This is a genomic window from Vannielia litorea (assembly GCF_019801175.1).
Taxonomy (GTDB): domain Bacteria; phylum Pseudomonadota; class Alphaproteobacteria; order Rhodobacterales; family Rhodobacteraceae; genus Vannielia; species Vannielia litorea_B.
Genome location: NZ_JAHVJR010000002.1, coordinates 202,795 through 223,304, shown reverse-complemented (window position 1 = coordinate 223,304; position 20,510 = coordinate 202,795). Strand labels below are relative to the sequence as shown.

General features: G+C 59.5%; 21 protein-coding genes. 9 read left to right on the top strand and 12 right to left on the bottom strand.

Annotated elements, in window-relative coordinates; all coding sequences use genetic code 11:
- Positions 1-22 precede the first annotated feature (22 nt).
- Positions 23-1,975, top strand: a complete 1,953-nt coding sequence (locus KUV38_RS16520) for an OmpA family protein (protein WP_222471310.1) — start codon at positions 23-25, stop codon at positions 1,973-1,975.
- Positions 1,968-2,297 carry a prefoldin subunit 3 gene (locus KUV38_RS16515; RefSeq protein ID WP_222471309.1) on the top strand — a complete coding sequence of 110 codons (330 nt, stop codon included), beginning with the start codon at positions 1,968-1,970 and terminating at the stop codon, positions 2,295-2,297. The genes KUV38_RS16520 and KUV38_RS16515 overlap by 8 nt, the downstream gene beginning before the upstream one ends.
- Positions 2,298-2,757: 460 nt before the next feature.
- Here KUV38_RS16515 and KUV38_RS16510 read toward each other — a convergent pair whose 3' ends face one another.
- The 3 genes from KUV38_RS16510 to pgsA are packed head-to-tail and all read right to left on the bottom strand — an operon-like array spanning position 2,758 to position 4,066.
- The gene (locus tag KUV38_RS16510) at positions 2,758-3,201 is read right to left on the bottom strand and encodes a molybdenum cofactor biosynthesis protein MoaE (protein ID WP_222471308.1); all 444 of its coding nucleotides are present in this window, start codon (positions 3,199-3,201) and stop codon (positions 2,758-2,760) included.
- Entirely contained in the window at positions 3,201-3,452 is a 252-nt protein-coding gene (moaD, locus tag KUV38_RS16505; protein ID WP_222471307.1) for a molybdopterin converting factor subunit 1, read from the bottom strand. Before moaD ends, KUV38_RS16510 begins: the two co-directional genes overlap by 1 nt.
- Entirely contained in the window at positions 3,449-4,066 is a 618-nt protein-coding gene (pgsA, locus tag KUV38_RS16500; RefSeq protein ID WP_222471306.1) for a CDP-diacylglycerol--glycerol-3-phosphate 3-phosphatidyltransferase, read from the bottom strand. Before pgsA ends, moaD begins: the two co-directional genes overlap by 4 nt.
- 115 nt (positions 4,067-4,181) lie before the next feature.
- Between pgsA and KUV38_RS16495 the strand changes: the two genes are divergently transcribed.
- On the top strand, positions 4,182-4,595 hold the full coding sequence (locus KUV38_RS16495) for a hypothetical protein (protein ID WP_222471305.1): 414 nt from the start codon (positions 4,182-4,184) through the stop codon (positions 4,593-4,595).
- A gap of 7 nt (positions 4,596-4,602) precedes the next feature.
- On the opposite strand, the gene uvrC is transcribed toward KUV38_RS16495, so the two are convergent.
- The 5 genes from uvrC to KUV38_RS16470 all read right to left on the bottom strand — a co-directional run bounded on the left by uvrC (position 4,603) and on the right by KUV38_RS16470 (position 9,441).
- On the bottom strand, positions 4,603-6,447 hold the full coding sequence (gene uvrC, locus KUV38_RS16490) for an excinuclease ABC subunit UvrC (RefSeq protein WP_261385398.1): 1,845 nt from the start codon (positions 6,445-6,447) through the stop codon (positions 4,603-4,605).
- A gap of 359 nt (positions 6,448-6,806) precedes the next feature.
- The gene (locus KUV38_RS16485) at positions 6,807-7,772 is read right to left on the bottom strand and encodes a calcium/sodium antiporter (RefSeq protein ID WP_222471303.1); all 966 of its coding nucleotides are present in this window, start codon (positions 7,770-7,772) and stop codon (positions 6,807-6,809) included.
- A 3-nt stretch (positions 7,773-7,775) separates the two neighbouring features.
- On the bottom strand, positions 7,776-7,952 hold the full coding sequence (locus tag KUV38_RS16480; protein WP_222471302.1) for a hypothetical protein: 177 nt from the start codon (positions 7,950-7,952) through the stop codon (positions 7,776-7,778).
- Positions 7,953-8,747: a S49 family peptidase gene (locus KUV38_RS16475; protein ID WP_222471301.1), complete on the bottom strand. Its 795-nt coding sequence runs from the start codon at positions 8,745-8,747 to the stop codon at positions 7,953-7,955.
- Between the two features lie 82 nt (positions 8,748-8,829).
- On the bottom strand, positions 8,830-9,441 hold the full coding sequence (locus KUV38_RS16470; RefSeq protein WP_222471300.1) for a TetR/AcrR family transcriptional regulator: 612 nt from the start codon (positions 9,439-9,441) through the stop codon (positions 8,830-8,832).
- 80 nt (positions 9,442-9,521) lie between these two features.
- On the opposite strand from KUV38_RS16470, the gene KUV38_RS16465 reads away from it, so the two are divergent.
- Positions 9,522-10,028, top strand: a complete 507-nt coding sequence (locus tag KUV38_RS16465; protein ID WP_222471299.1) for a DUF1772 domain-containing protein — start codon at positions 9,522-9,524, stop codon at positions 10,026-10,028.
- On the opposite strand, the gene KUV38_RS16460 is transcribed toward KUV38_RS16465, so the two are convergent.
- The 3 genes from KUV38_RS16460 to KUV38_RS16450 all read right to left on the bottom strand — a co-directional run bounded on the left by KUV38_RS16460 (position 10,025) and on the right by KUV38_RS16450 (position 12,994).
- Positions 10,025-11,278, bottom strand: a complete 1,254-nt coding sequence (locus KUV38_RS16460; RefSeq protein WP_222471298.1) for an aminotransferase class V-fold PLP-dependent enzyme — start codon at positions 11,276-11,278, stop codon at positions 10,025-10,027. The genes KUV38_RS16465 and KUV38_RS16460 overlap by 4 nt on opposite strands.
- Positions 11,279-11,521: 243 nt before the next feature.
- Positions 11,522-12,247, bottom strand: a complete 726-nt coding sequence (locus KUV38_RS16455) for a 3-keto-5-aminohexanoate cleavage protein (protein ID WP_261385397.1) — start codon at positions 12,245-12,247, stop codon at positions 11,522-11,524.
- 63 nt (positions 12,248-12,310) lie between these two features.
- Complete coding sequence (locus KUV38_RS16450; protein WP_222471296.1) at positions 12,311-12,994, bottom strand: DUF1045 domain-containing protein; 684 nt, start codon at positions 12,992-12,994, stop codon at positions 12,311-12,313.
- A 154-nt stretch (positions 12,995-13,148) separates the two neighbouring features.
- On the opposite strand from KUV38_RS16450, the gene KUV38_RS16445 reads away from it, so the two are divergent.
- From KUV38_RS16445 to speA, 5 genes are all read left to right on the top strand, one after another.
- A complete protein-coding gene (locus tag KUV38_RS16445; RefSeq protein WP_261385396.1) occupies positions 13,149-13,892 on the top strand; it encodes a response regulator in 744 nt (247 codons plus the stop codon).
- A gap of 19 nt (positions 13,893-13,911) precedes the next feature.
- On the top strand, positions 13,912-16,122 hold the full coding sequence (locus KUV38_RS16440; RefSeq protein WP_222471295.1) for an ATP-binding protein: 2,211 nt from the start codon (positions 13,912-13,914) through the stop codon (positions 16,120-16,122).
- A 32-nt stretch (positions 16,123-16,154) separates the two neighbouring features.
- A complete protein-coding gene (locus KUV38_RS16435) occupies positions 16,155-16,598 on the top strand; it encodes a response regulator (RefSeq protein ID WP_222471294.1) in 444 nt (147 codons plus the stop codon).
- Between the two features lie 14 nt (positions 16,599-16,612).
- The gene (locus tag KUV38_RS16430) at positions 16,613-17,686 is read left to right on the top strand and encodes a sensor histidine kinase (protein ID WP_222471293.1); all 1,074 of its coding nucleotides are present in this window, start codon (positions 16,613-16,615) and stop codon (positions 17,684-17,686) included.
- A gap of 73 nt (positions 17,687-17,759) precedes the next feature.
- Positions 17,760-19,655, top strand: a complete 1,896-nt coding sequence (speA, locus tag KUV38_RS16425) for a biosynthetic arginine decarboxylase (protein ID WP_315898649.1) — start codon at positions 17,760-17,762, stop codon at positions 19,653-19,655.
- Positions 19,656-19,657: 2 nt separating this feature from the next.
- Here speA and KUV38_RS16420 read toward each other — a convergent pair whose 3' ends face one another.
- Positions 19,658-20,506 carry an ABC transporter permease gene (locus KUV38_RS16420; protein ID WP_222471291.1) on the bottom strand — a complete coding sequence of 283 codons (849 nt, stop codon included), beginning with the start codon at positions 20,504-20,506 and terminating at the stop codon, positions 19,658-19,660.
- Positions 20,507-20,510 lie beyond the last annotated feature (4 nt).

The window sequence follows — 20,510 nt, the reverse complement described above, 5'->3', positions numbered from 1 at the left end:
CCGCAGCTGCGCCGGAGCACCAATGCGTCTCAGCCCCAAAGCCGTCACCCTTGCCGCGCTCGTTATTGCCGCTGTTCTTTGCTACGTCAGCGCCACGGCTGCAGCTGGGTTGATTGAACGGGGTTCACACTCTGCGGTGCGGACAGCGCTTATCGAGGGCGGCCATGACTGGGCGACTGTCGAGACAGATGGTCTCCAAGTGCTCCTATCCGGCACTGCGCCCTCCGAGGCAGCTCGCTTTCGGGCTCTTTCCGCGACCGGTGCTGTTGTTGATGCCTCCCGGGTAATCGACCAGATCGAGGTAGAGCCCGCCAAGCCAATCACGGCGCCCAAGTTCTCCATCGAGATCCTGCGAAACGATGATGGCATCTCGATGATCGGTTTGATCCCGGCGGAAATTGACCGGGATGATTTCGCCGGCCGGATCACCAAGGCGGTCGGGCAGGGGGTCGGGATCACCGATCTGCTGGAAACCGCCGACTACCCCGTGCCAGACGGCTGGGATCGTGCTGTTGAGTTCGGGCTCTACGCGCTCAATGCGCTGCCGCGCTCGAAGGTCTCTATCGCGGCAGATCGTGTGGCAGTCACCGCAATCTCCTCGTCAGGCGCTGAAAAGCGCAAACTTGAGACGATGCTGGCCAGGCAAGCACCTGACGGTGTGCAACTTGTAGTCGATATCACAGCCCCGCGCCCGGTCATTACCCCCTTCACGCTCCGCTTTCTGATCGATGAAAACGGAACAGCCCGGTTTGACGCCTGTTCAGCCGATACTGAGCAAAGTCGTCGCCGGATACTCTCCGCTGCTCGTGCTGCGGGGCTCGAAGGTCAGGCCGATTGTGTGCTTGGACTTGGCGTACCTACGCCGGACTGGGCTGGCGCCGCCGAACAGGCAATCGCAGCGGTGGGCGCACTGGGTGGCGGTGCGGTTACCTTCTCCGATGCCGATATTTCCCTCGTGGCGCTCGCGGGCACCTCGCAGAGTGATTTTGACCGCGTTGTGGGTGAGCTTGAGAGCAACCTGCCGGAGGTCTTTTCTCTCGCTTCCAAACTCCCTGAGCAGGTAAAGGTCGACGGCACGGGCGAGGCAGATCAGGGTCCGCCCGAGTTTGTCGCCACTCGTTCTCCCGAGGGCCGTGTGGCGCTCCGTGGCCGGGTGACCAACGAACAGGTGCGCGAAGCGGTAAAGAGCTTTGCACAGGCCAGTTTCGGATCAGAGGCCGTTTATCTGGCCACTCGGCTCGATCCTGACCTGCCCGACGGTTGGCCAATCCGTGTTTTGGCGGGCCTTACGGCGCTCGGCCAGTTGAACAACGGTACGGTGGTGGTGCAGCCCGCATACATCGAGGTCCGTGGCCAGACAGGCAATCCAGACGCAAAGGCTGAGATCGCCCGCCATCTGGCGGAGAAACTGGGCGAGGGTGCGCATTATGAGATTGCCGTCACGTATCAGGCGCAACTCGACCCTCTCGCCGATTTGCCCACTCCCGAGCAATGTGTCGCGAAGGTCGTCGCGGTCAACGAAGCCACAAAGATCACCTTCGAACCTGGCTCCACCGAGATCACAGGCCCCGCTATCGGTGTGATGGACAAGATCGCCGAAGTGCTTAAAGGCAAGTGCTCGGAGGTCGACTTTGCAATGGAGATCGGCGGCCATACCGACAGCCAAGGCCGCGAGCAAATGAACCAGAAACTCTCGCAACAGCGCGCAGATGCGGTGCTCAACGCCCTGATGAACCGCCGTGTTCTGACCTCCAACATCACCGCCACGGGCTATGGTGAAGAGTTACCGATCGCCGACAACGAAACCGAGGAGGGCCGCGAAGCCAACCGCCGGATTGATTTCACTCTGGTTTCCGCAGATGCCGTAAGAGAAGCCGAAGAGGCTGGCGCTGCTGCCAGTGATGAGGCAGAAGGTGAAAACCCGTCAAATGACGGGGTTGAAGAAGAAGGTGAGGCGGAGACCGCGGGTGAGTAGATCAGAATTCATCATCGTCACGGCGATCATCCTCTTTGTCGCTTTCATTTTGGGGTGGTTCGCTAACTGGCTCATCCACCGCCTCAGCCGGGTGACGCAATCGGAAATGGGCGAACTCGACAAGATGGCCCAATCGCTTCACGAAGCTGAAGAGACCCGTGATCAAGCAATTGCCTACTTGCAACAGCGCGAGGCTGAGTTGACCAACCAGCTTTCGCAAACCGAGGCCGAGCTAACTGCTGCGATGGACGGGCTTCGCGATGCACGGCGGGAAGCAGAAGAACTCCGGAGCTACATTGAGCGTCATCAGCAAGCCGGATGACGGGATCGCTGCCTTCACTCGACGCCCCCTCTCCAACTCGCGCGGCGCACTCGGTGGAGTGGCACCTTGGCTGATCCAGGCAGTTACTGAAACCCAAGCGGCCCGTTGGGACGGTCCCGGCTATGGCAACTCCCCAGGCGCCGCGCGTGTGTCAAAAAGGGCTGGCTTGCCACCTTCCGCAGGAACTATTTGGCCAGCCGCTTCAGCCCTAGGAAGCTGCTGTTTCAGATGCAACGCACAGCCATAGCGAAACCATTCGAACGCACTGGTCCGATCCCGGCTACGATCATGGCGAATGGTTTTTCGGCACCGATGCCTACTCCCGGTGGCTCGGCTATTCCGCCGCTTCTTAGATCATCTCGCAAGACTCGAAGATCACACAGCGGCCAATGCCGCGGCTTTGGAACGCTATCCACCGGAGCGATTTCGGGGTGAGCTTCAGCTCTGCAAGCCCGTAACTTCACCAGCGCTTCAGCGCATCCTCGTCTGCTTCCACAGCTGCTACCCAGCCAGCGCCATCGCGTGCCACTTCTTTCTTCCAAAAAGGCGCTCGGCTCTTCAGGTAGTCCATCAGGAACTCCGCAGCTTCAAAAGCGGCGAGACGGTGCGCGGAGGCGGTGGCAACCATCATGATCTGCGCGCCCGGCTCTAACCGCCCGTAGCGATGTATCACAAGTGCGCCGGTGAGCGGCCACCGGCTCTTCGCGTGTTCCACAATCCCTGAAATCGCCTTTTCGGTCATGCCCGGATAATGCTCGATCTCCATCGCATTCAGACCGCCGGCGACATCACGGACCACACCCGTAAAGCTCACGACAGCTCCGGCACCGTCTTGTGCTTCAGAGAAACTGTTCAGCTCTGCTCCGGCGTCAAAGCTCTCCGTCTGGACCCGAACCTCGGCCATCACCCGCCCGTCATCGGCGGGAAGAAGGCCACCTCGCGTACGCCCTCAAGAGAAGCATCAAAGTCAGCTAATTCCTGATCCAGTGCCACGCGCAGGGCTGAGACATCCTCGAACGCTGCGGCATAGCGTGGCTCGCGGACGCGGAGCTCGTCAACCAACTCTGCTACTGTCTCGGCCCCGGTTTCGACGATCTCGCGCGGCAACCCGATCCGCTCACGGACCCATGCAAAGTAGAGCACATCCACCGTCATTTCGGCCCCTTCAGGAAGGGCAGCGCCTTACGGAAATAGTCCCATCCTGTCACCAACGTAAGCGCGCCAGCGAGCCAGAGGACCCATATTCCCGTGACCGTTGCCCATCCGGCCGGGCCGTCCCGGAAGCGCGCCAAGCCTCCCGGCCCGTCACCGCGATGGGTCAACCAGTCCAGACCCGTGCCCAGAAATAGAATAGCGATCGCCACCATCTGCGTCGTGGTCTTCCACTTTGCGAGCTGCGTCACCTTCAAGGTACCTGCCGTGTCGCCAAGGTACTCGCGCAAACCCGACACAAAGACCTCGCGAAACATGATCAGTGTTGCCGGCAGAAGGATCCAGGGGTTCATGCCCGAGAAGCCCGTGATGACCAGCAGCGCGATCACCACCATCGCCTTGTCGGCAATTGGGTCGAGCATAGCGCCGATCTTGGTTTCCTGCTTCCATTTGCGAGCAAGCCATCCGTCGAAGAAGTCCGTCACTGCGGCGGCCATGAAGAGCACGAGAGCAAACCAATCTGCCCATGGGCGATGGAAGTACAAGAACATCACCGCAACGCCGGGGGCGGCAAGCAGGCGCAAGACCGTCAGGATATTGGGTATCGTCCAGACCATGCTTCGGGTTTACCTCAGCCTTGGGAAGGGTGGAAGTGCGACGATTTCACGGTGTACTAACGTCTGCGGTCTGTCGTTCCGTGCTAACATGCACTGGCACGACAGGAGCGCAGACATGTCTGGAATACTTGCCGATGCGCATGGTCGCTATATAGGCACTGGCCGCTGGGCTGATGGAAAGGGTGACAGCCATGCTTACAACGTGGAACTCGAGCTCGCGCCCGAGGGTGACTACGGGATTTGGCTTCGGTTCCGGCACGTCTTTGTAGAAGAGAAAACGCCGGATGTGGTGATGGAAATTCCGATGCAGGCGACTGCTCCCGGCATCGTCACGTTTGAGATTTCCGGCATGCCCCAAGGCCTAGGTTACTTTACTCAGACGGCACTGCATTTCTCTCTGCCCGTGCCTAATGCCACCGTCGAGGTAACGCACATTTTCGAGAATGGAGGGTGCCATGTGCTTGGTTCCAGCCAAAAAAACTCTCTTGGCCGCTATGTGATGTGGGAGGAGCGGCTGGCGCACTCATGAAGGTTCATCACCCCTTCTCGTGGAAAAAGTCGTAGATTTTCTGCGCCAAACCTTCGCTCACTCCATCGACGGCCTTTAGGTCCGCCAACGCGGCTCTGCTCACGGCCTTGGCTGAGCCAAAGTGCGCCAGCAGCGCCCGTTTCCGGGTGGCGCCAACGCCAGAAATTTCGTCTAGCGGAGTAGCTGTCATCGATTTGGAGCGCTTGGCGCGGTGTGTTCCAATGGCAAAGCGATGTGCCTCGTCGCGCATTCTCTGGATAAAGTAGAGCACGGGGTCATTGTGCCTTAGAGCCATCGGCCGTTCACCCGATCTGTGAAACTCCTCCTTGCCCGCATCCCGGTCGATGCCCTTTGCAACGCCGATGAATGGCACATCTTCCACTCCAAGCTCGGCCATGATCTCGGCAACCGCACTCACTTGCCCGGCACCCCCATCAATCAGCAAGAGGTCAGGCCAGGCTTCGGACTGGCGGTCAGGGTCTTCCCTCAGCAGCCGTTTGAACCGGCGTGAGAGCACCTCCTTCATCATGCCAAAGTCGTCGCCAAGCACCAGCTCCTCACCCTTGATGTTGAATTTCCGATACTGGCTTTTCACCCAACCGTCTGGGCCCATCACCACCATCCCGCCGACGGCATTTGTGCCTTGGATGTGGGAGTTGTCGTAGATCTCGATGCGCTGGGGAGCTGCAGCAAGGTCAAAGGCTTCAGCCAGGCCCTTCAGCAGCTTCGACTGTGCTGCGCTCTCGCTCATCTTCCGTGCCAGACCTTCTCGCGCATTCCTGAGCGCGCCTGCCACGAGTTCAGCCTTTTCGCCGCGCTTGGGTACGTTCACTTCTACTTTGCGTCCGGCAGCCTCAGTCAGCAGTTCCTCCATAACCTCGCGATCTTCGATTTCGTCCGACAACAAAACCAGCTTTGGGGGCTCTTTGGTTGAGTAGAACTGACCAACGAAAGCTTGCAAAACCTCTGCCGGGCTCTCCGCACCACCAAGCCTCGGATAGTAATCCCGGTTGCCCCAGTTCTGCCCGGCACGGATGAAGAACACTTGGACGCAGGCTTGGCCACCTTCCATGTGCAGCGCCAACACGTCTGCCTCCGGAGTGGACCGCGGGTTGATGCCCTGGGTTGTCTGCACAGCTGTCATTGCCCTTATCCGATCGCGCAACGCAGCGGCCCGCTCGAATTCCATTGCTTCCGAGGCTTCCTGCATCTGCTCTGCCAGTTGTTCCTGCACACGGGTCGACTTGCCCTGCAAGAAACGCTCTGCATCGGCGACCAAGGCACAGTAGTCGGGCTCGCTGATGTGCCCGACGCAAGGGGCTGAGCACCGCTTGATCTGGTAGAGTAGGCAGGGTCGTGTCCGGGTTTCAAACGTGGCGTCGGTGCAGTTCCGAAGCAGAAACACCTTCTGCAGTTGGTTCAAGGTCCGGTTCACCGCTCCGGCGCTTGCGAAGGGGCCGTAGTAAGCGCCCTTTTCCTTCTTGGCACCCCGGTGCTTCTTGATCTGCGGAAAACTGTGATCCTTTGCCACGAGGATATTTGGGAAGCTCTTGTCGTCCCGCAGCAGCACATTGAACTTGGGTTTGAGCTGCTTGATGAGGTTCTGCTCAAGCAGCAGCGCCTCCGTTTCGGTCGATGTGGTCAGGAACATCATCGACGCGGTTTCGGAGATCATTCGCTCAATGCGAGGGCTGTGGCCGGTCGGCCGGGCGTAGGAACTGACCCGTGCTCTTAGGTTCCGGGCCTTGCCGACGTAGAGTACCCGGCTCTCCGCATCGAGCATCCGATAGACACCAGGAGACCCATCGAGGTGCCGCAACTGGTCGCGTATGACCTCATGGCCGGTCTTCATGCCACCTACTTGATCTAGTTCGTGATTCCCGCTCATGGCTGCAATGGTAGTCGGATAGGGGCAAGAGGAAAGCTCTCCACGTTTTCTGTGGATAACTCTTTGGAGAAACCCTCATGGAATGGAAAATCTCTTTGAATCACGGCGGATTCTGGAGTTTGCCTAAATTTTATGCGTGACGTTAAGGTGTTATAATTACGCGCTATTTTTTCTTCAGTTTTGTAAATAAATGATTTCATTGAGGAATTTCTAACGGTTTTGTAACGTTCGCGGCTACGCGGGATAACTCTGTATCCCACGGTATTCATGCCTTGATTGTCAGGAGACAACTGGACGCAACGGCAACTTTCGGCGACTCGTGGTCAGCTCACCACGACCACAAGATATGCCACGTAGAGAAGACTGAATATCACCCCGACAGCACGGCCCATGTTTTGGCGGAGGAATACAAAGGGGATCAGGGCCAATGACGCCGCCAGCATGACCCACAGATCAAACTGTAGGATCTCCGGGTCGACCGGGATCGGGCCAACGAAGCTCGCGATACCGATAATTGCGAGGAGGTTGAACATGTTGGAGCCGATGACATTGCCAAGCGCCACATCAGCCTGGTTGCGTAGTGCCGCCATGACTGTGGTCGCAAGCTCGGGCAAAGATGTTCCAATAGCCACCAGCGTAAGGCCGATCACCGTGTCGGAAACCCCCAACACGGTCGCAATCCGAACTGAACTGTCCACGAGCAGATCTGCTCCGAGGGGCAAACCGACGAGCCCAAGGACGGTGAACACACCAATCTTCCACCAAGGCATCGTCGGGTCGGCGCCTTCCAACTCCTCTTCCTGGTCCGCGCCATAGTCCTGAGTGGCTGTAGCCCTACGGTGACTGCGCGCGGTGTGGATTGCATCCCACAGAACTCCCACGAGGGCAGCGCCAAGAACGAGACCGTGCCACCAGCGGATCGGACCTAGGAAGCAGAGAGCAATGAAGAGCAGAGACCCCGCCACCATGAACATGAAGCTACGGCGGGTGTCGTGATCCTTAGTCGCCAAGACCCGCATCAAGGCGGGCACCCCGAGTACGAGCAAAATGTTGGCTATGTTCGATCCGACGACATTGCCGAGCGCTAGCCCTCCTGCGTTGTCGCGCACAGCTTTGACTGAAATCAGAAGCTCTGGCGCCGAGGTGCCGAATGCCACGATCGTGAGAGAGACGATGAGTGCCGGGATGCCCAGTCGAAGTGCGATGTTGACGGCACCTCGCACCAATGCGTCGCCCGCCAACAGCAGGATCACGAGGCCAAGCCCCGCGATCATGAGATCATAGGTCATGCTTCAGCGCTTCCCGCAGGCACAGTCGCCCGTCCCGATCCGGTAACTCCCACAATCCGGGCACTTCTTTGCCGACTCCATCCGCTTCGGCGCTGGCTTCTTGCCGGAAACCTTCTTCTTACCGAAGATCGCCAGCAGGCCCATCGCGGCCAGAAAGAGAATGACAGCCTTGAGCAACATTTAAAGCCCGAACCTCGCCCACATCGCGCGGTCTTCCACTGCGCCGACTACACCGTTCATGGTCTCCGCGCCCAACCGCCGCAAGAGGCCCCTCTTTGGGCCGTATACGGCAAACCGGGTCTTCTCTCCGAAGCGCTCTTTCATGGTTGGAATGAGATGTCCGACTGCATCGGCGAGACCGAGGTCAACGGCTTGGCGCCCAACCCAGATATCGCCTGTGAACAAGTCGACACCTTCTCGGAGCTTGCTCCCGCGCCGTGCTTTCACCTGATCGATGAAGTTGTCGTGGATAACTTTCTGAAGTGCCTCGAGACGCTGGACATCCTCAGGTTTCTCCGGCCGAAACGGATCCATGAAGCTCTTGCTTTGCCCGGCGGAGTGGACCCGTCGCTCGATACCGTGCTTGCCTATGAATTCGTGCAGCCCAAAGCTGGCAGAGATCACACCGATTGAGCCAGTGATCGAGTTCGCGTCAACAATGATCTCGTCACCTGCAGTCGCCAGCCAGTAACCGCCAGACGCCGCAACGTCTTCTACGAAGGCAAAAACCGGTACTTTCTTCTCATCAGCAAGCCGGCGAATACGCGCTGCGATCAACGCACTTTGAGTCGGAGAGCCGCCGGGCGAATTGATCTGCAGAGCGATCGCTGCAGGCTTCCCGCGTCCGAAAGCGCGCTCGATGGCTGATGCCATACCGGCATCGCTCATGCCCCGCGCGCCGACGCCAATGGCGCCCTGCAAGCGCACTACGGCAATCAACGGAGGTTTTTCTACAAAGGGTATGAATCGGCGCATGACCACCCATGTATGTACGCCCGTGCATACTGGCAACCCACGCCGCTGCGATGTTGCAATGCACGTTTCGGCCGTTAACTCCCTAGCGTGTGTCCTCTCGGGCATAGAGCTTCCACGTGAGCATTAACGCACGGTCAGCGCGCGACCGGATTTCGGCCTTGGTGGGCTGCGGAGCAGCGTGGATCGCGCGACGGATCTGGGAGTCTCCGAGCAGTAGTGAGATGTAAGTGTCGTAAATCGCGTCTGCATCGCCACCCTTCAATGCGCGCTCGTCCAGAGCCTTCTGGCAGAGCGCCGCGATCATGGGCTTAACTTGGTGCCGACCGGCGTCCGCGAGCGCGGAACCTAGGCTGCCTGTAGGGTCGGCCGCGGCCGCCCGGGCCAAAGCAACGGCGCGGGAGGAGGTCAGCAGTTCCAGCAGCACCGGGCCCAGGCCGTCAAGCGCCTCGAGCGGCGAGGCATCTTCGGCCAGCGCCGCCTCCAGTCGCGCCACCAGCGCCTCGCCGTTGCGCTCGGCCATCGCCCGGAACAGGCCAAGCTTGTCGCCGTACCAGTTGTAGAGCGTCTCGTTGCTGGCCTTCGCCGCCTTGGCCACGGCCAGCATCGACATACCTGCAGCGCCCTTCTGCTCGAGCAGCATATAGGCCGCGTCGATGATCTCGGCTTCCCGCTTGGCCCGGGTCTCGTCGCGCATGATGCAATCCCGTGTTGACACATTTCCGTATATCAGATTACGGATACGGCACAAGCGTAACTAAATGTACGGATCGCAGCATGACCCTCGCCTTTCGCTTCTCTGCCCTCGTGGCGCTTCTGCTCAACGGCGCCTTGTTCGGGTTCTTCTATGCCTGGGTTTGCTCGACCATGTGGGGGCTCGATGCGGCCGCGCCGGAGGTGGCGATCCGCGCGATGCAGGCGATGAATGCCTCTGTCCGCAACGCGGTGTTCGCCCCGGCCTTCTTTGCCACAGGCCCGCTGTTGCTCGTCACCGCGGTGCTGGCATGGAAGAGCGGTCAGAGTGGTAAGGTCTCGGGGCTCTTGGTGCTGGCCGGCGGCGTGGTGCTGCTGGGCGGCACGGTGCTGACCATGGTGGTCAACGTACCGATGAACGAGGCTCTGGCCCTCGTGACCGAAGCGCAGATCGAGGCGGGTCCCGCGGCGATCTGGGCCGACTATTCCGCCCCTTGGCAGGTGTGGAACCAGACCCGCACCGCGCTCACCGGCCTCGGGCTCGTGCTCGCCGGCGCGGCTCTGCTGGCGGCGCGGCCGACCGGAGCCTAGGCCCCGGTGATCTCGGCCATCGCGGCAAGAAAGGACGCAACCTCGCCCTCGGTGTTGTAGTGGCACAACGAGACCCGCAGGCAGCCGTCGTAGCCCAGCGGGGTGAGCACATTGCCTGAGTAGTGGTCGGCCTTGCGGGCGTGGGTGCGGATGCCGCGCACCCGCAGCTCCGAGACCAGCGCCTCGGCCGTCATGCCCTTGACGACGAGCGACACGAGCCCCTCGCGCGCCGGGTTGTCGGCGCCGCCGAGCACGGTGACGCCGGGCAGTTCGGTCAGGCCCTTCTGGTTGTCAGTGCCGCGCAGCATGGCCTCGGTCAGGTCCCATTCGTGGGCGTGGATCGCCTTGGCCGCCGCCTCGATCTTGGCGCGCTGGTCGCCGGTTGCCCCCACCGCCTCACCGAGCCACGTAAAATAGTCGATCACGTCGGAGAAAGCGGCATAGGCCCCGGTGTCGCGCGTGCCCATCTCCCATGAGCCGCCGCCCTGGAGCGTGTCATGCGGGCAGGCCGCGAGCCTGTCGGAGAGCCAGGCCAGGCCGAAGCCGTGACGCGCGAACATCTTGTAGGGCGAGACGACATAGCCATCCACACCCGCCGCTGCCACGTCGACATGGCCGTGGGCGGCGTGCTGGATGCCGTCGACGATGATCGTGCACCCGGGCGAGACGGCGCGGATCGCCGCTGCGATGGCCGCCACGTCCATCCCCATGCCGGTCACCGGGGAGGCATGCACGATGGTGGCTACCCGCACATCGGGCGACATGGCCGCGGCATAGGCATCGGGGCCGACGGTGCCGCTGGCGTCGTCGTGGGCGACGACGATGTGCTCCAGTCCGGCAGCTTCGGCGCCCAAGGCTGCCGCCGAGCGGCTCGCGGGGTGCTCCATCGTCGAGCTGATGACCTTGCCGCCCTTGCCCTTCCAGGCGTTGCAGGCGGCGCGCGCCAGGCGGAAGAGAAGCTCGGTACCGCTCTCGCCCACGATCACTTGCCCGCCGCTGGAATTGAGAAAGCAGGCTGCATCCGCCTTGACCTTGGCGATGATCGTAACCAGATGCGCAGACATCGGGTTGTCGCGCCCCTGGTTGTCGGGGATCGCGGCAAAGGTAGCGGAGGTCGCGACAACGCTCTTCAGCGTGAGCGCGCCGCCCGCGTTCTCGAAGAAAATCCTCTCGCCGGTGAACGGATCACTCTCGACATGGGCAAACCGCGCCCGAACCTCATCGATCAAACCTGCGTTGTTACCCAGCATCGGTGCCTCCTTGGTTACCACCGCTCTATGCCTTGAGACCGGCTACAACAAGGCGGTGAAGGCTGGATTCAGCACGACGACAAGAACAAACGTTCAAGGCTCGGACGTTTAGGCCGGGACTCGCCTCACGTCTGAGAACGTGAAAATGTTCATCGCTCGCGCGGAACAAGCCGCCACATAGACTTCCAGTCGACTGACTGCTGCCAAAAACTTCGACTAGAGGGATACCCTTCGGCAGTTAAACTAAAGAAACGCCGACACCACACCCACGCGCTCTGCGTTATCTCTCGCCAACGTGCCATCCTCGTTAACCAGTGAATTCTCGAACCCGACACGCATCTTTCCACCTGCAGCAACAGCCGCCCGCAGGCACGCGGTTTCACCCTGCCCAAAAGCACAGACGGCCCAGTCAGCCTTGCGTCCACCCAGCCAGTCACAAAAGGGCTCTAGCATTGCCGGCTTCGAAACCTGACCCGCAACATAACGCCCCAACACGAATATCAGCTGAGACTCTGGCTGCAAACCTCCCGGCAAGACCCGCTCAAGATGCCGGGCATCTTCATCATCATAGAGAATGTGTTGCACCGCTATCCCGCGAGCCTCGGCCTCAGCATAGAGCCGCGCAGCCAGACCATCCCCGTCGCGGCAAATCTCACGCACTGAGACGGAGACCATATCTGCGCCCGAGTGCAGCGCCACGTGGGCCTGATGCGCAGGGCCATAGCGTCCGCCAGCTTCCGTCGTAACCTGAACTGCCAAATCCGGCAGAGACTGAGCCAGTTCCGCAAGCGCCTCTCGGTAAGCACCAGAGTCCAGCAGGTGGCCACCCTCATCGTCGCGCAAATGCAAATGCAATCCGTCTGCTCCGGCGGCCTTACAATCACGCGCGCACTGCACCACCTCCCATAAGGTTAGGGGCACCTTCGGGTGATCGTCGTGCGTTTTGCTCGCCCCATTGGGGGCGACCATCAAGTGTGGTAGCGGCATGGCTAAATCCCCTCCGCGCTAAACTCCCGCGCTTGAGCCGAAGCGTCAACCGCCCAACGGCACGCGCCGGATCAGCCTGAACCGGCCGTCATCGCCTTCGCCGACGAGGCAAAGAGACCTGATCTGGAATGGCGAAAGGCCCAGCTGACTCAGCGCGGACCCCAACGCAACCTCTGCACGGCACGCGGTCAACGCATCAAGAGCGCCTGTCAGCGTCAGATGAAAGCGGAACTCATCCAAAACGTAAGGATAGCCCCAACGGAGCAACAGCGAGTCCTGCCGCGCCGTCAGCCCGCCCTGACGTCTTCGATCCAGCTCAGCGGCGCCGGGAGGAGCCCGAAAGCCATCCAGTTCCGTCACAACCCTCGCTGCGAGATCCGAAAGAGGTCTTGTATCTCCCACCGGTACGAGCGCCAGAAACCGACCCAATGCGGCGAGGCGTAAGCCGTCCAGCGACACTGGCGCGGTGGTGGCGCACACTTCACACAGCGCGGCCTCCAAGCCTTCCCTGTCCTTGCTCTCCACTAGCCGGAAGGGTGGTTTGACAGTTCCATGAAACCCGTACCTGCGCGGCGCTTGAGTGAGCGCAGCTATGTCCAGACCGGGAACCACCGTCTGCACAACGTCCCGACCCGTCTCGGCATCCCAGCCAAGCCAATCAGCCCCGAAGTCCGCAAGCGGGCCCTTAGGTGGAGTATAGTAAATCGCATATCGGCTGAATTTATTCATCGGGCCATCTCTCTGTCAGGCAAGCAACATCTCGATGACAGACCGGCGCAAACTGTGGCGAGATTTAGTGAAAGGGAAGGCGTATTGGCCACAGAAGGCAACCAAATGTTAACAGCGAACTCCGTAAGGTCACTGCGATCAGCTTGCCTTTAGGATGAATGATAACGCCATGTCTACTCAGCCTGTGCCCTTCCCTGCGCCCCCCACCGCGACCTCTACCGCTATGCCAACCCGCCTCCGAGCCTTGGTCATCGACGATGATGATATAGACCACCTCCGCCTCCAGCGCATTTGCGAGCGCGCCGGGCTCGATCTGGACATCACCGAGGCCTACACGATTGCAGAAATGCGTAAAAAGCTCGACACGCCGTTCGATGTCGCTTTCATCGACTACAACCTTGGTATGGAAACCGGGCTTGATGCACTCAAGGTGATACTCGGGCATGAAGAGCAGGCACAGATCATTCCGATCATGCTCACCTCCGTCACCCGCCGTGCGATCGCGGTTGAGGCAATGCGCCGAGGATGCGCCGACTATCTCGTGAAGGAAGAACTCTCGGTCGACAACTTGCGCAAGTCCATGGTGTCTGCCTTCGAGCGACGTATGTTCTACGCGTCCATCTCCGATGCTCGAGCCTTTCAGGACAAAATGAAGCGGACGATCCGTCAGTTCCTCACATCTTGCGGTCCGGAGATGCGCGAGATTCTCAGCAATACGCTGTCGAATATCCGCAAGATCCGAAAGGATGAGAGCAAGGCCACCGTCAACGAGCACGTCACCATGCTCGAGCGAGGCTGCAAGGATCTCGTCATTTTTTTGGATGACCTGATGAGCATCGTCGAGCAGAGCAAGCTCGAGACCGCCCGCAACATCAAGCTTGTAACAAACAACGGCTGACCTCATCCGAGCACACGCCATGAGCCCCAATACAACTGTCGACCCAGGTTCCGCTCGCGCGCTTACCCACCGGATTACCTTGATCGCGGTTGGCGTTGTTCTGGTGGTGAGCCTGCTCTACGGCTCCTACCATGTACTCGCGGCGCGATCTGCCGCTCTGCGCGCTACTGAAACGGAGCTACAACAGCGCGCCAGTTTCTATGCGGGGCAAATTTCTTCCGGCTTCAGAGAGATACAGGATCAGGGTGCTACTCTGGCCCGCCATCCGCCCGTTGCTGGAATTGTTCGCGCAATGGCCGACCCGCGTGGGATGGATCCTGCCGATGGCTCCTCGCTTTCGCAGTGGAAGGATCGGCTAGCCGTCATCATGACCAACAAGATAGAGGTCCACCCGCACTTCACCCAGATTCGCCTGATACTCGCTGAGGGCGACTGGCGCGAAGTAGTGCGGGTTGACCGACGCGAGGGCCAATTGCTGCGCGTTCCAGAGGCCGATCTGCAAACCAAAGGCACCGAACCCTATCTCGACCGCATACAGGCCATCCCCGAAACGGAGCCATACTTTTCGCGCATCACATACAACCGCGAACACGGCAGGCGCGATGGCGGGCCGGTCACAATTCGGTATGTTCAGCCAGTTCGTGACGCAGCCGGCGCAACGGTCGGGGCACTTGTGTTCAACGCGGACTATGCAGAACTTCTCAAAGCAGTTCGGCCCGGTGTGCTTAAGAACCAGTCTGTGGCAGTAGTGAACAGCGAAGGAGATTATCTCCTTTTCCAGCATGGCGAGAGTTCAGCGCGCTTCTACCACCACACCGACTCCGGCTTTCGGCCTCTACCACAAGCAGAAGCGTTGGGCAGCCGGCTCGGCAAGAACTCCTTTGCTGACCTTGATGACGAGTTGGTCTACCTATCGACGGTTCCAATGGATCCGAGCCAGCAAGTTCCTGCGCAGTTTGGCGTTCTGACCTTCGGCGCTCGAGAAATGTTGGAGAGTAACGTCACAAGCGTACTCTTGCGCCACTTGATGATCACCCTCGTCCTCGTCGGTTTTGCGGCTGGGGTCACGCACGTACTCGCATCGGAAGTCGGAAGCAAATTTGAGGCGCTCCATCGCGCCGTCGATCAGAGTCACAAGCGATTGGGTTGGACGCTGCGAAACATGGCGGACGGATTGGTAACGATCTCAAGCGATGGCATCGTCGAAGAGTTAAATCCGGCGGGCGAAGAGATGTTTGGGTATTCCGCATCCGAAGCGGCAGGTCAGCCCCTAACCCGGCTCATGTTCAGCGAAGACGCCATCGGGCACCAATCCCACGTTTCCAAAAGCCGGATCGGCCCACACCGCACGGCCATGGCCCTCAACCGAGTGATTTACGGGCGCCACAAATCTGGCACCAGGGTTCCAATTGAGATCTCGGTCAGCCGTGCCGAACTGGATGGCGAAATTAAGTTCATCGGCATGGTCCGTGACATCAGCGAACGCCACGAGGCGCAGGCACGTATGTCAGACCTTGTCGCACAACTCCGACGCTCTAATGAAGAACTTGACCAGTTCGCCTATGTCGCGAGTCATGATTTAAAAGCTCCTCTACGGGTCATCCAGAATGCCTCACAGTGGCTGGCTGCAGACCTTGAGCCACATCTGACTGACGACACGCGCGAAAGCCTGGATCTGCTGAAAAGCCGAGCAACGCGAATGGAGCATCTACTCAATGATCTGCTCGAGCACTCCCGTATTGGTCGTACAGATCAGGCGGAAGAAGAGGTCGCCGGAGCTGACTTCATCCAAAACCTCTTAGGCCTCCTGAACGTACCGAAAGGCATGAAACTTGAGACCGAGGGTTTCAACACCCGACGGCTTCCGCAAATGCCTCTTCAGGTTGTCATCCTGAACCTCGTTTCAAATGCGTTCAAACACCATGATCGAGAGCAAGGCACTGTGCGGCTCAGCCTAAGCCAAGCGTCAGATGCGTGGCTCTTCACTGTCGAGGATGACGGGCCTGGTATCCCGCCAGAGTTTCATGAGCGGGTGTTTCAGATCTTCCAGACTTTGCGCCCGCGTGATGAGCTGGAAGGGTCTGGAATGGGCTTGGCGATCGTCCGTAAGCATGTCGACCTCGCCGGAGGCGAGCTTTCTCTGCAGTCAAATGGAACCCGAGGCACCACCTTTCGCCTCAAATGGCCCAGAACCTCCGCTGGTTCTCAACCCAAAGGTCTCGCTGCATGAATGCTCCCCTCCACCCCGATGCACTTCGAACCATGCTCAACATCATTTTGGTGGAAGATGATGACGGCGATGCGAAGTCCGTAAAGCGAGCCCTTAGCCGCTCTCGTATTGCCAACCCGGTGCATCGATTGCGTGATGGGCTGGAGGCGCTCTCTTTTTTGCGCGGCGAGGCTGAAGAGCTACCGCCAGAGCACTATGTGATCTTGCTCGACGTCAACATGCCCCGAATGAACGGTCATGAGTTCATGGCCGAGCTACGCTCGGACCCTCGCCTCCAGCGAGCGGTTGTGTTTATGTTGTCGACCTCGGAGGACGAAACGGACATTGCCCGCGCATACGACAACAATGTCGCTGGCTACGTACTCAAGGGCAACGCAGGCATGGATTTCCTACGGCTCATCGAAGGAGTTGAGCACTATTGGAGTATCGTCGTCTTGCCGGACATGTCTCATTCTAGCCCAAAGAGCGGTGGCTGACGGTGTCACTTAAAGTGCTCATCGTCGATGATGACGCAGGCGATCGCAAACTGCTTCGACGCCTCATTACCCAGCACAGAAGCCCTGCCGAGATTTCCGAAGCCGCGAGCGGGGAAGAGGCTCTGGCCAATCCAGACTTGGAACCCGACCTCATCTTCTTGGACTACCTTCTGCCGGATGCGCGTGGCGTTGACTTAATTTCTCTACTCGCCGATTGCTGGCCGCGTGCAGCTATATGCATGATGACCGGACAGGGAGATGAGGAAATCGCGACGCTTTCGATCCAGCGAGGCGCCGTCGATTACCTGCCAAAGCGAAGCATCAGCGCGGCCGCGCTGGATCGAGTCATCGAGAATGGCTGTAAACTCGCTCGAATGCGCTGGCAGCTTGAAGAGCATCGTGAGGATCTTTCGGTCTTCTCTGAGGTGCTCGTGCATGACCTGAAAGCACCGATCCGTTCGATGCGGTTCTTGGTCGAAAAATTGAACGAAGACCTCGCGGAGGGCACGGCCAACGAGGTTCAGCGTGATGTTCAACTAATTGGAAAATCTGCGGATAGACTGAATGAACTGGTCACCAGTCTCGCGAGCCATGTTCATCTGGACCGCGAGACTGTTGAAGAGAAAATCTCTATCGCGGAACTTGTTGAAGAGACTCGCCTCTCGCTAATGGCCGAGATCGAGCGCACGGGGGCAAAAGTGAGGCTGGAGGGGAAAGCTACCCTGACCTGCCATGTGCCTCAAGTCATCCAACTACTGCAAAATTTGATCGGCAACGCGATTAAGTATGCTGGCGAGTCGCCCCCGAAGATTACTGTGCGGTGTAGCGAATGCCATGATGCCATTCACTTCGAGGTGGCGGACCAAGGCATTGGCGTCCCGCTTGAATACCGCAAGACCATCTTTGAGCCGTTCAAGCGACTGCCGGTCGCTGCCGCGATCCCTGGTACCGGCCTTGGGCTGGCCACCTGCCGCAAGGTCGTCGAGCGTCACGGCGGTCGTATCTGGTGCGATGAAGCGGCCACCCAAGGAACGATCATTCACGTGAACTTTCCTCGCCGCCCCCCTTCCCAGTCGCGGGCCGGCTGACCCCCGTTGCAGCGCAGCCCCGATGCTCTACCATCGGGATAGATACAGACACCCGCAGCAGCAGGAGCCCCCGGTGAATAAGCCCGATACCCCGACCGCACCCCACGCTATCTACGGCGTCAACCGATGGGGCCGTGGCCTTGTTGAGGTCATGGAGAGTGGCGAAATCGGCCTTATGGACCCGCTGAACCCCGGGGCTAAACCAGTCAGTCTGCCTGGGATCGTGAACGCCCTCTCCGAACGGGGCATTCAAACGCCGGTGCTCATCCGAGTGACCCAGTTTCTTCAACATGGTCTTCAGCGGGTGACCGGAAGCTTTGCGGATGCCATCGCAAAAGCAGGCTACAAGGGCGCCTACCGCGGTGTCTTTCCGATCAAGGTGAATCAGCAGGAGCAGGTGGTGCGCCGGCTGGTCGAATATGGCGCTCCGATGAGCTACGGGCTGGAGGCCGGCTCGAAGCCTGAACTTGTGATCGCATTGGGCCAACCGCTTGCGAAAGACGCGCTGATCATCTGCAACGGCACGAAGGATGAGGAGTTCGTTGCGCTCGCCACGCTTTCTCGCAAGGCCGGCTTCAACACGTATATCGTGCTGGAAAGCCTGAACGAGGTCGATATTGCCATCCGCGTCGCCAAGGATCTGGGCATCGACCCGCTGCTGGGTGTTCGGATCAAGCTGACCAATCAGATCGGCGGTGCTTGGGCTGCATCTTCAGGGGATCGTTCGGCTTTCGGCTTGAACTCCGAGCAGCTTGTCACGGCTGTTGAAAAGCTGAAAGAGGCGGATCTGCTCCACTGCCTCACACTCCAACACAGCCACCTCGGCAGTCAGATCCCTGACGTGAACGATGTGCGCCGCGCCGCCTCTGAGGCCTGTCGGTATTTTACAGAACTTCTGAAGGAGGGCGTTCCGCTTACACGTCTCGATCTCGGCGGCGGCCTTGGTATTGACTACACTGGCGAGGCCAGAGCGACAGAAAGTTCCGTGAATTACTCCGTCGCTGAGTACTGCACCAACATCGTTGAGACGGTGAAATACGCGATGGATGAGGCTGGGGCAGCCCACCCCGACCTCGTGACCGAGAGTGGGCGCGGCGTCGTCGCGCTTTCCGCAGCGCTGGTCTTCGATGTGCTCGAAACCACTCGATACGATGTCGAAAGCGCCCCCGAGCCTGAACCGAACGATCATCACCTCGTGTCTGATCTGGCCGGAATTGCAGCCTACCTTGAACCTCAGCGCCTTCAGGAATGCATCAATGATGCCAGCTACTATCGCAATGAACTGAGGGCGATGTTCCGTCGCGGGGCGATTGGCCTTCGGGAAGTTGCCCGCGGCGAGCGCATCTATCTTTGGCTCATGTCGCGCATCCACGACATTGCAGAGGCACCCGGTGGCCCCGCCGAAATCCTCGATCAGCTCGACACGACCGCTGACATCCTCCACTGCAACTTCTCGCTCTTCCAGTCGCTGCCCGATGTCTGGGCGATCGATCAGTTGCACCCGCTTGTGCCGCTGCAACGGTTGAATGAGACACCTGATCGCCGCGCGATCTTAGCGGACATTACCTGCGACTCCGATGGCAAGATCGACAGGTTCATTCTTGAGAATGGCACGGCCACCACCCTGCCTGTGCATACCGTGCAGGAGGGCGAGCGCTATCACTTCGGCACCTTTTTCGTTGGTGCATATCAGGAGACGCTGGGAGACCTACACAACCTCTTCGGCGATACGAATGTGGCAACGATCACACTGCGTGAGGACGGCGGGTTCGATCTCGTGGAGGAGCTGCAAGGAGATACGATCAGCGAGGTGCTGAGCTATGTCGAATACACACCACGTGATATTTCAGACGGCTTCCGGAAGCGCGTGGATGCAGCGATTTCCGAAGGTGGGATTGATGCCAAGGAAGGCCGCGAACTCATCGAAGCCTTCCGCAACAGCATGAACGGTTACACATACTTCGAGTAGGCTCAGGCCTTCTTGGGTCGCTGAGCGAAAATCGATAGAAGCGCCAAGAGGCCCGAACCAATCATCAGCACAACTGAGGTGGCATTCAGCACCGGGGTCGATCCCGCTTTGACCATGCGGTCGTACATTGTGATCGTCAGCGGCGAGTCAGAGCCGACGAGGAAGAGCGTGGTGTTGAAGTTTTCGAACGATACAAGGAAGGCGACCACGAAGGCCGAGAACATCGCCGGGAACAAGAACGGCAGCGTTACCGTCAAGAGGGTACGGGTCCGAGAGGCCCCGAGGTTCAGTGCGGCTTCTTCCAGCGAGATGTCGAACTTTTCCAGCCGCGCAATGATGACCAGCGAGGTGATCGTTACGAGGAATGAGAACTGACCCATAACCACCAGCGGGATGCCGGGCCGCAACGACGTGAGAAACACGCCGAACCACTGGTCCGCCAGCCCCGCAATCGTGGAGGCAAGCACCAGAATGGAGATGCCGAGTATCACACCGGGGATTACCAGCGGCACCACCATCAGCACGTAAAGCGCGTTCTTGAACCTGAAGTCCTTGCGCACGAACAGGAAGGCGTTGCACGTCCCCACCGCCACCGAAAGCGCGGCCACGATCACCCCGATATAGAGCGAGTTGCCAAGCCCCTGCAGCAGCCGGTCGTCATGAAACAGCCCTAGCTTGGGCTCGCTGGGCGAGAAGAACCAATCCCAAGTAAACCCATTCCACGGCAGCGAGGGGAACATGCTGTCATTGAAGGCAAAGACCCCGGCCGCCACCAGCGGCGCCACGAGGTACAGGAAGAAGGCTACAACGTAGCCCCGGTAAATCCACATCAGCCCGGCGGAACCCTGCATCGCA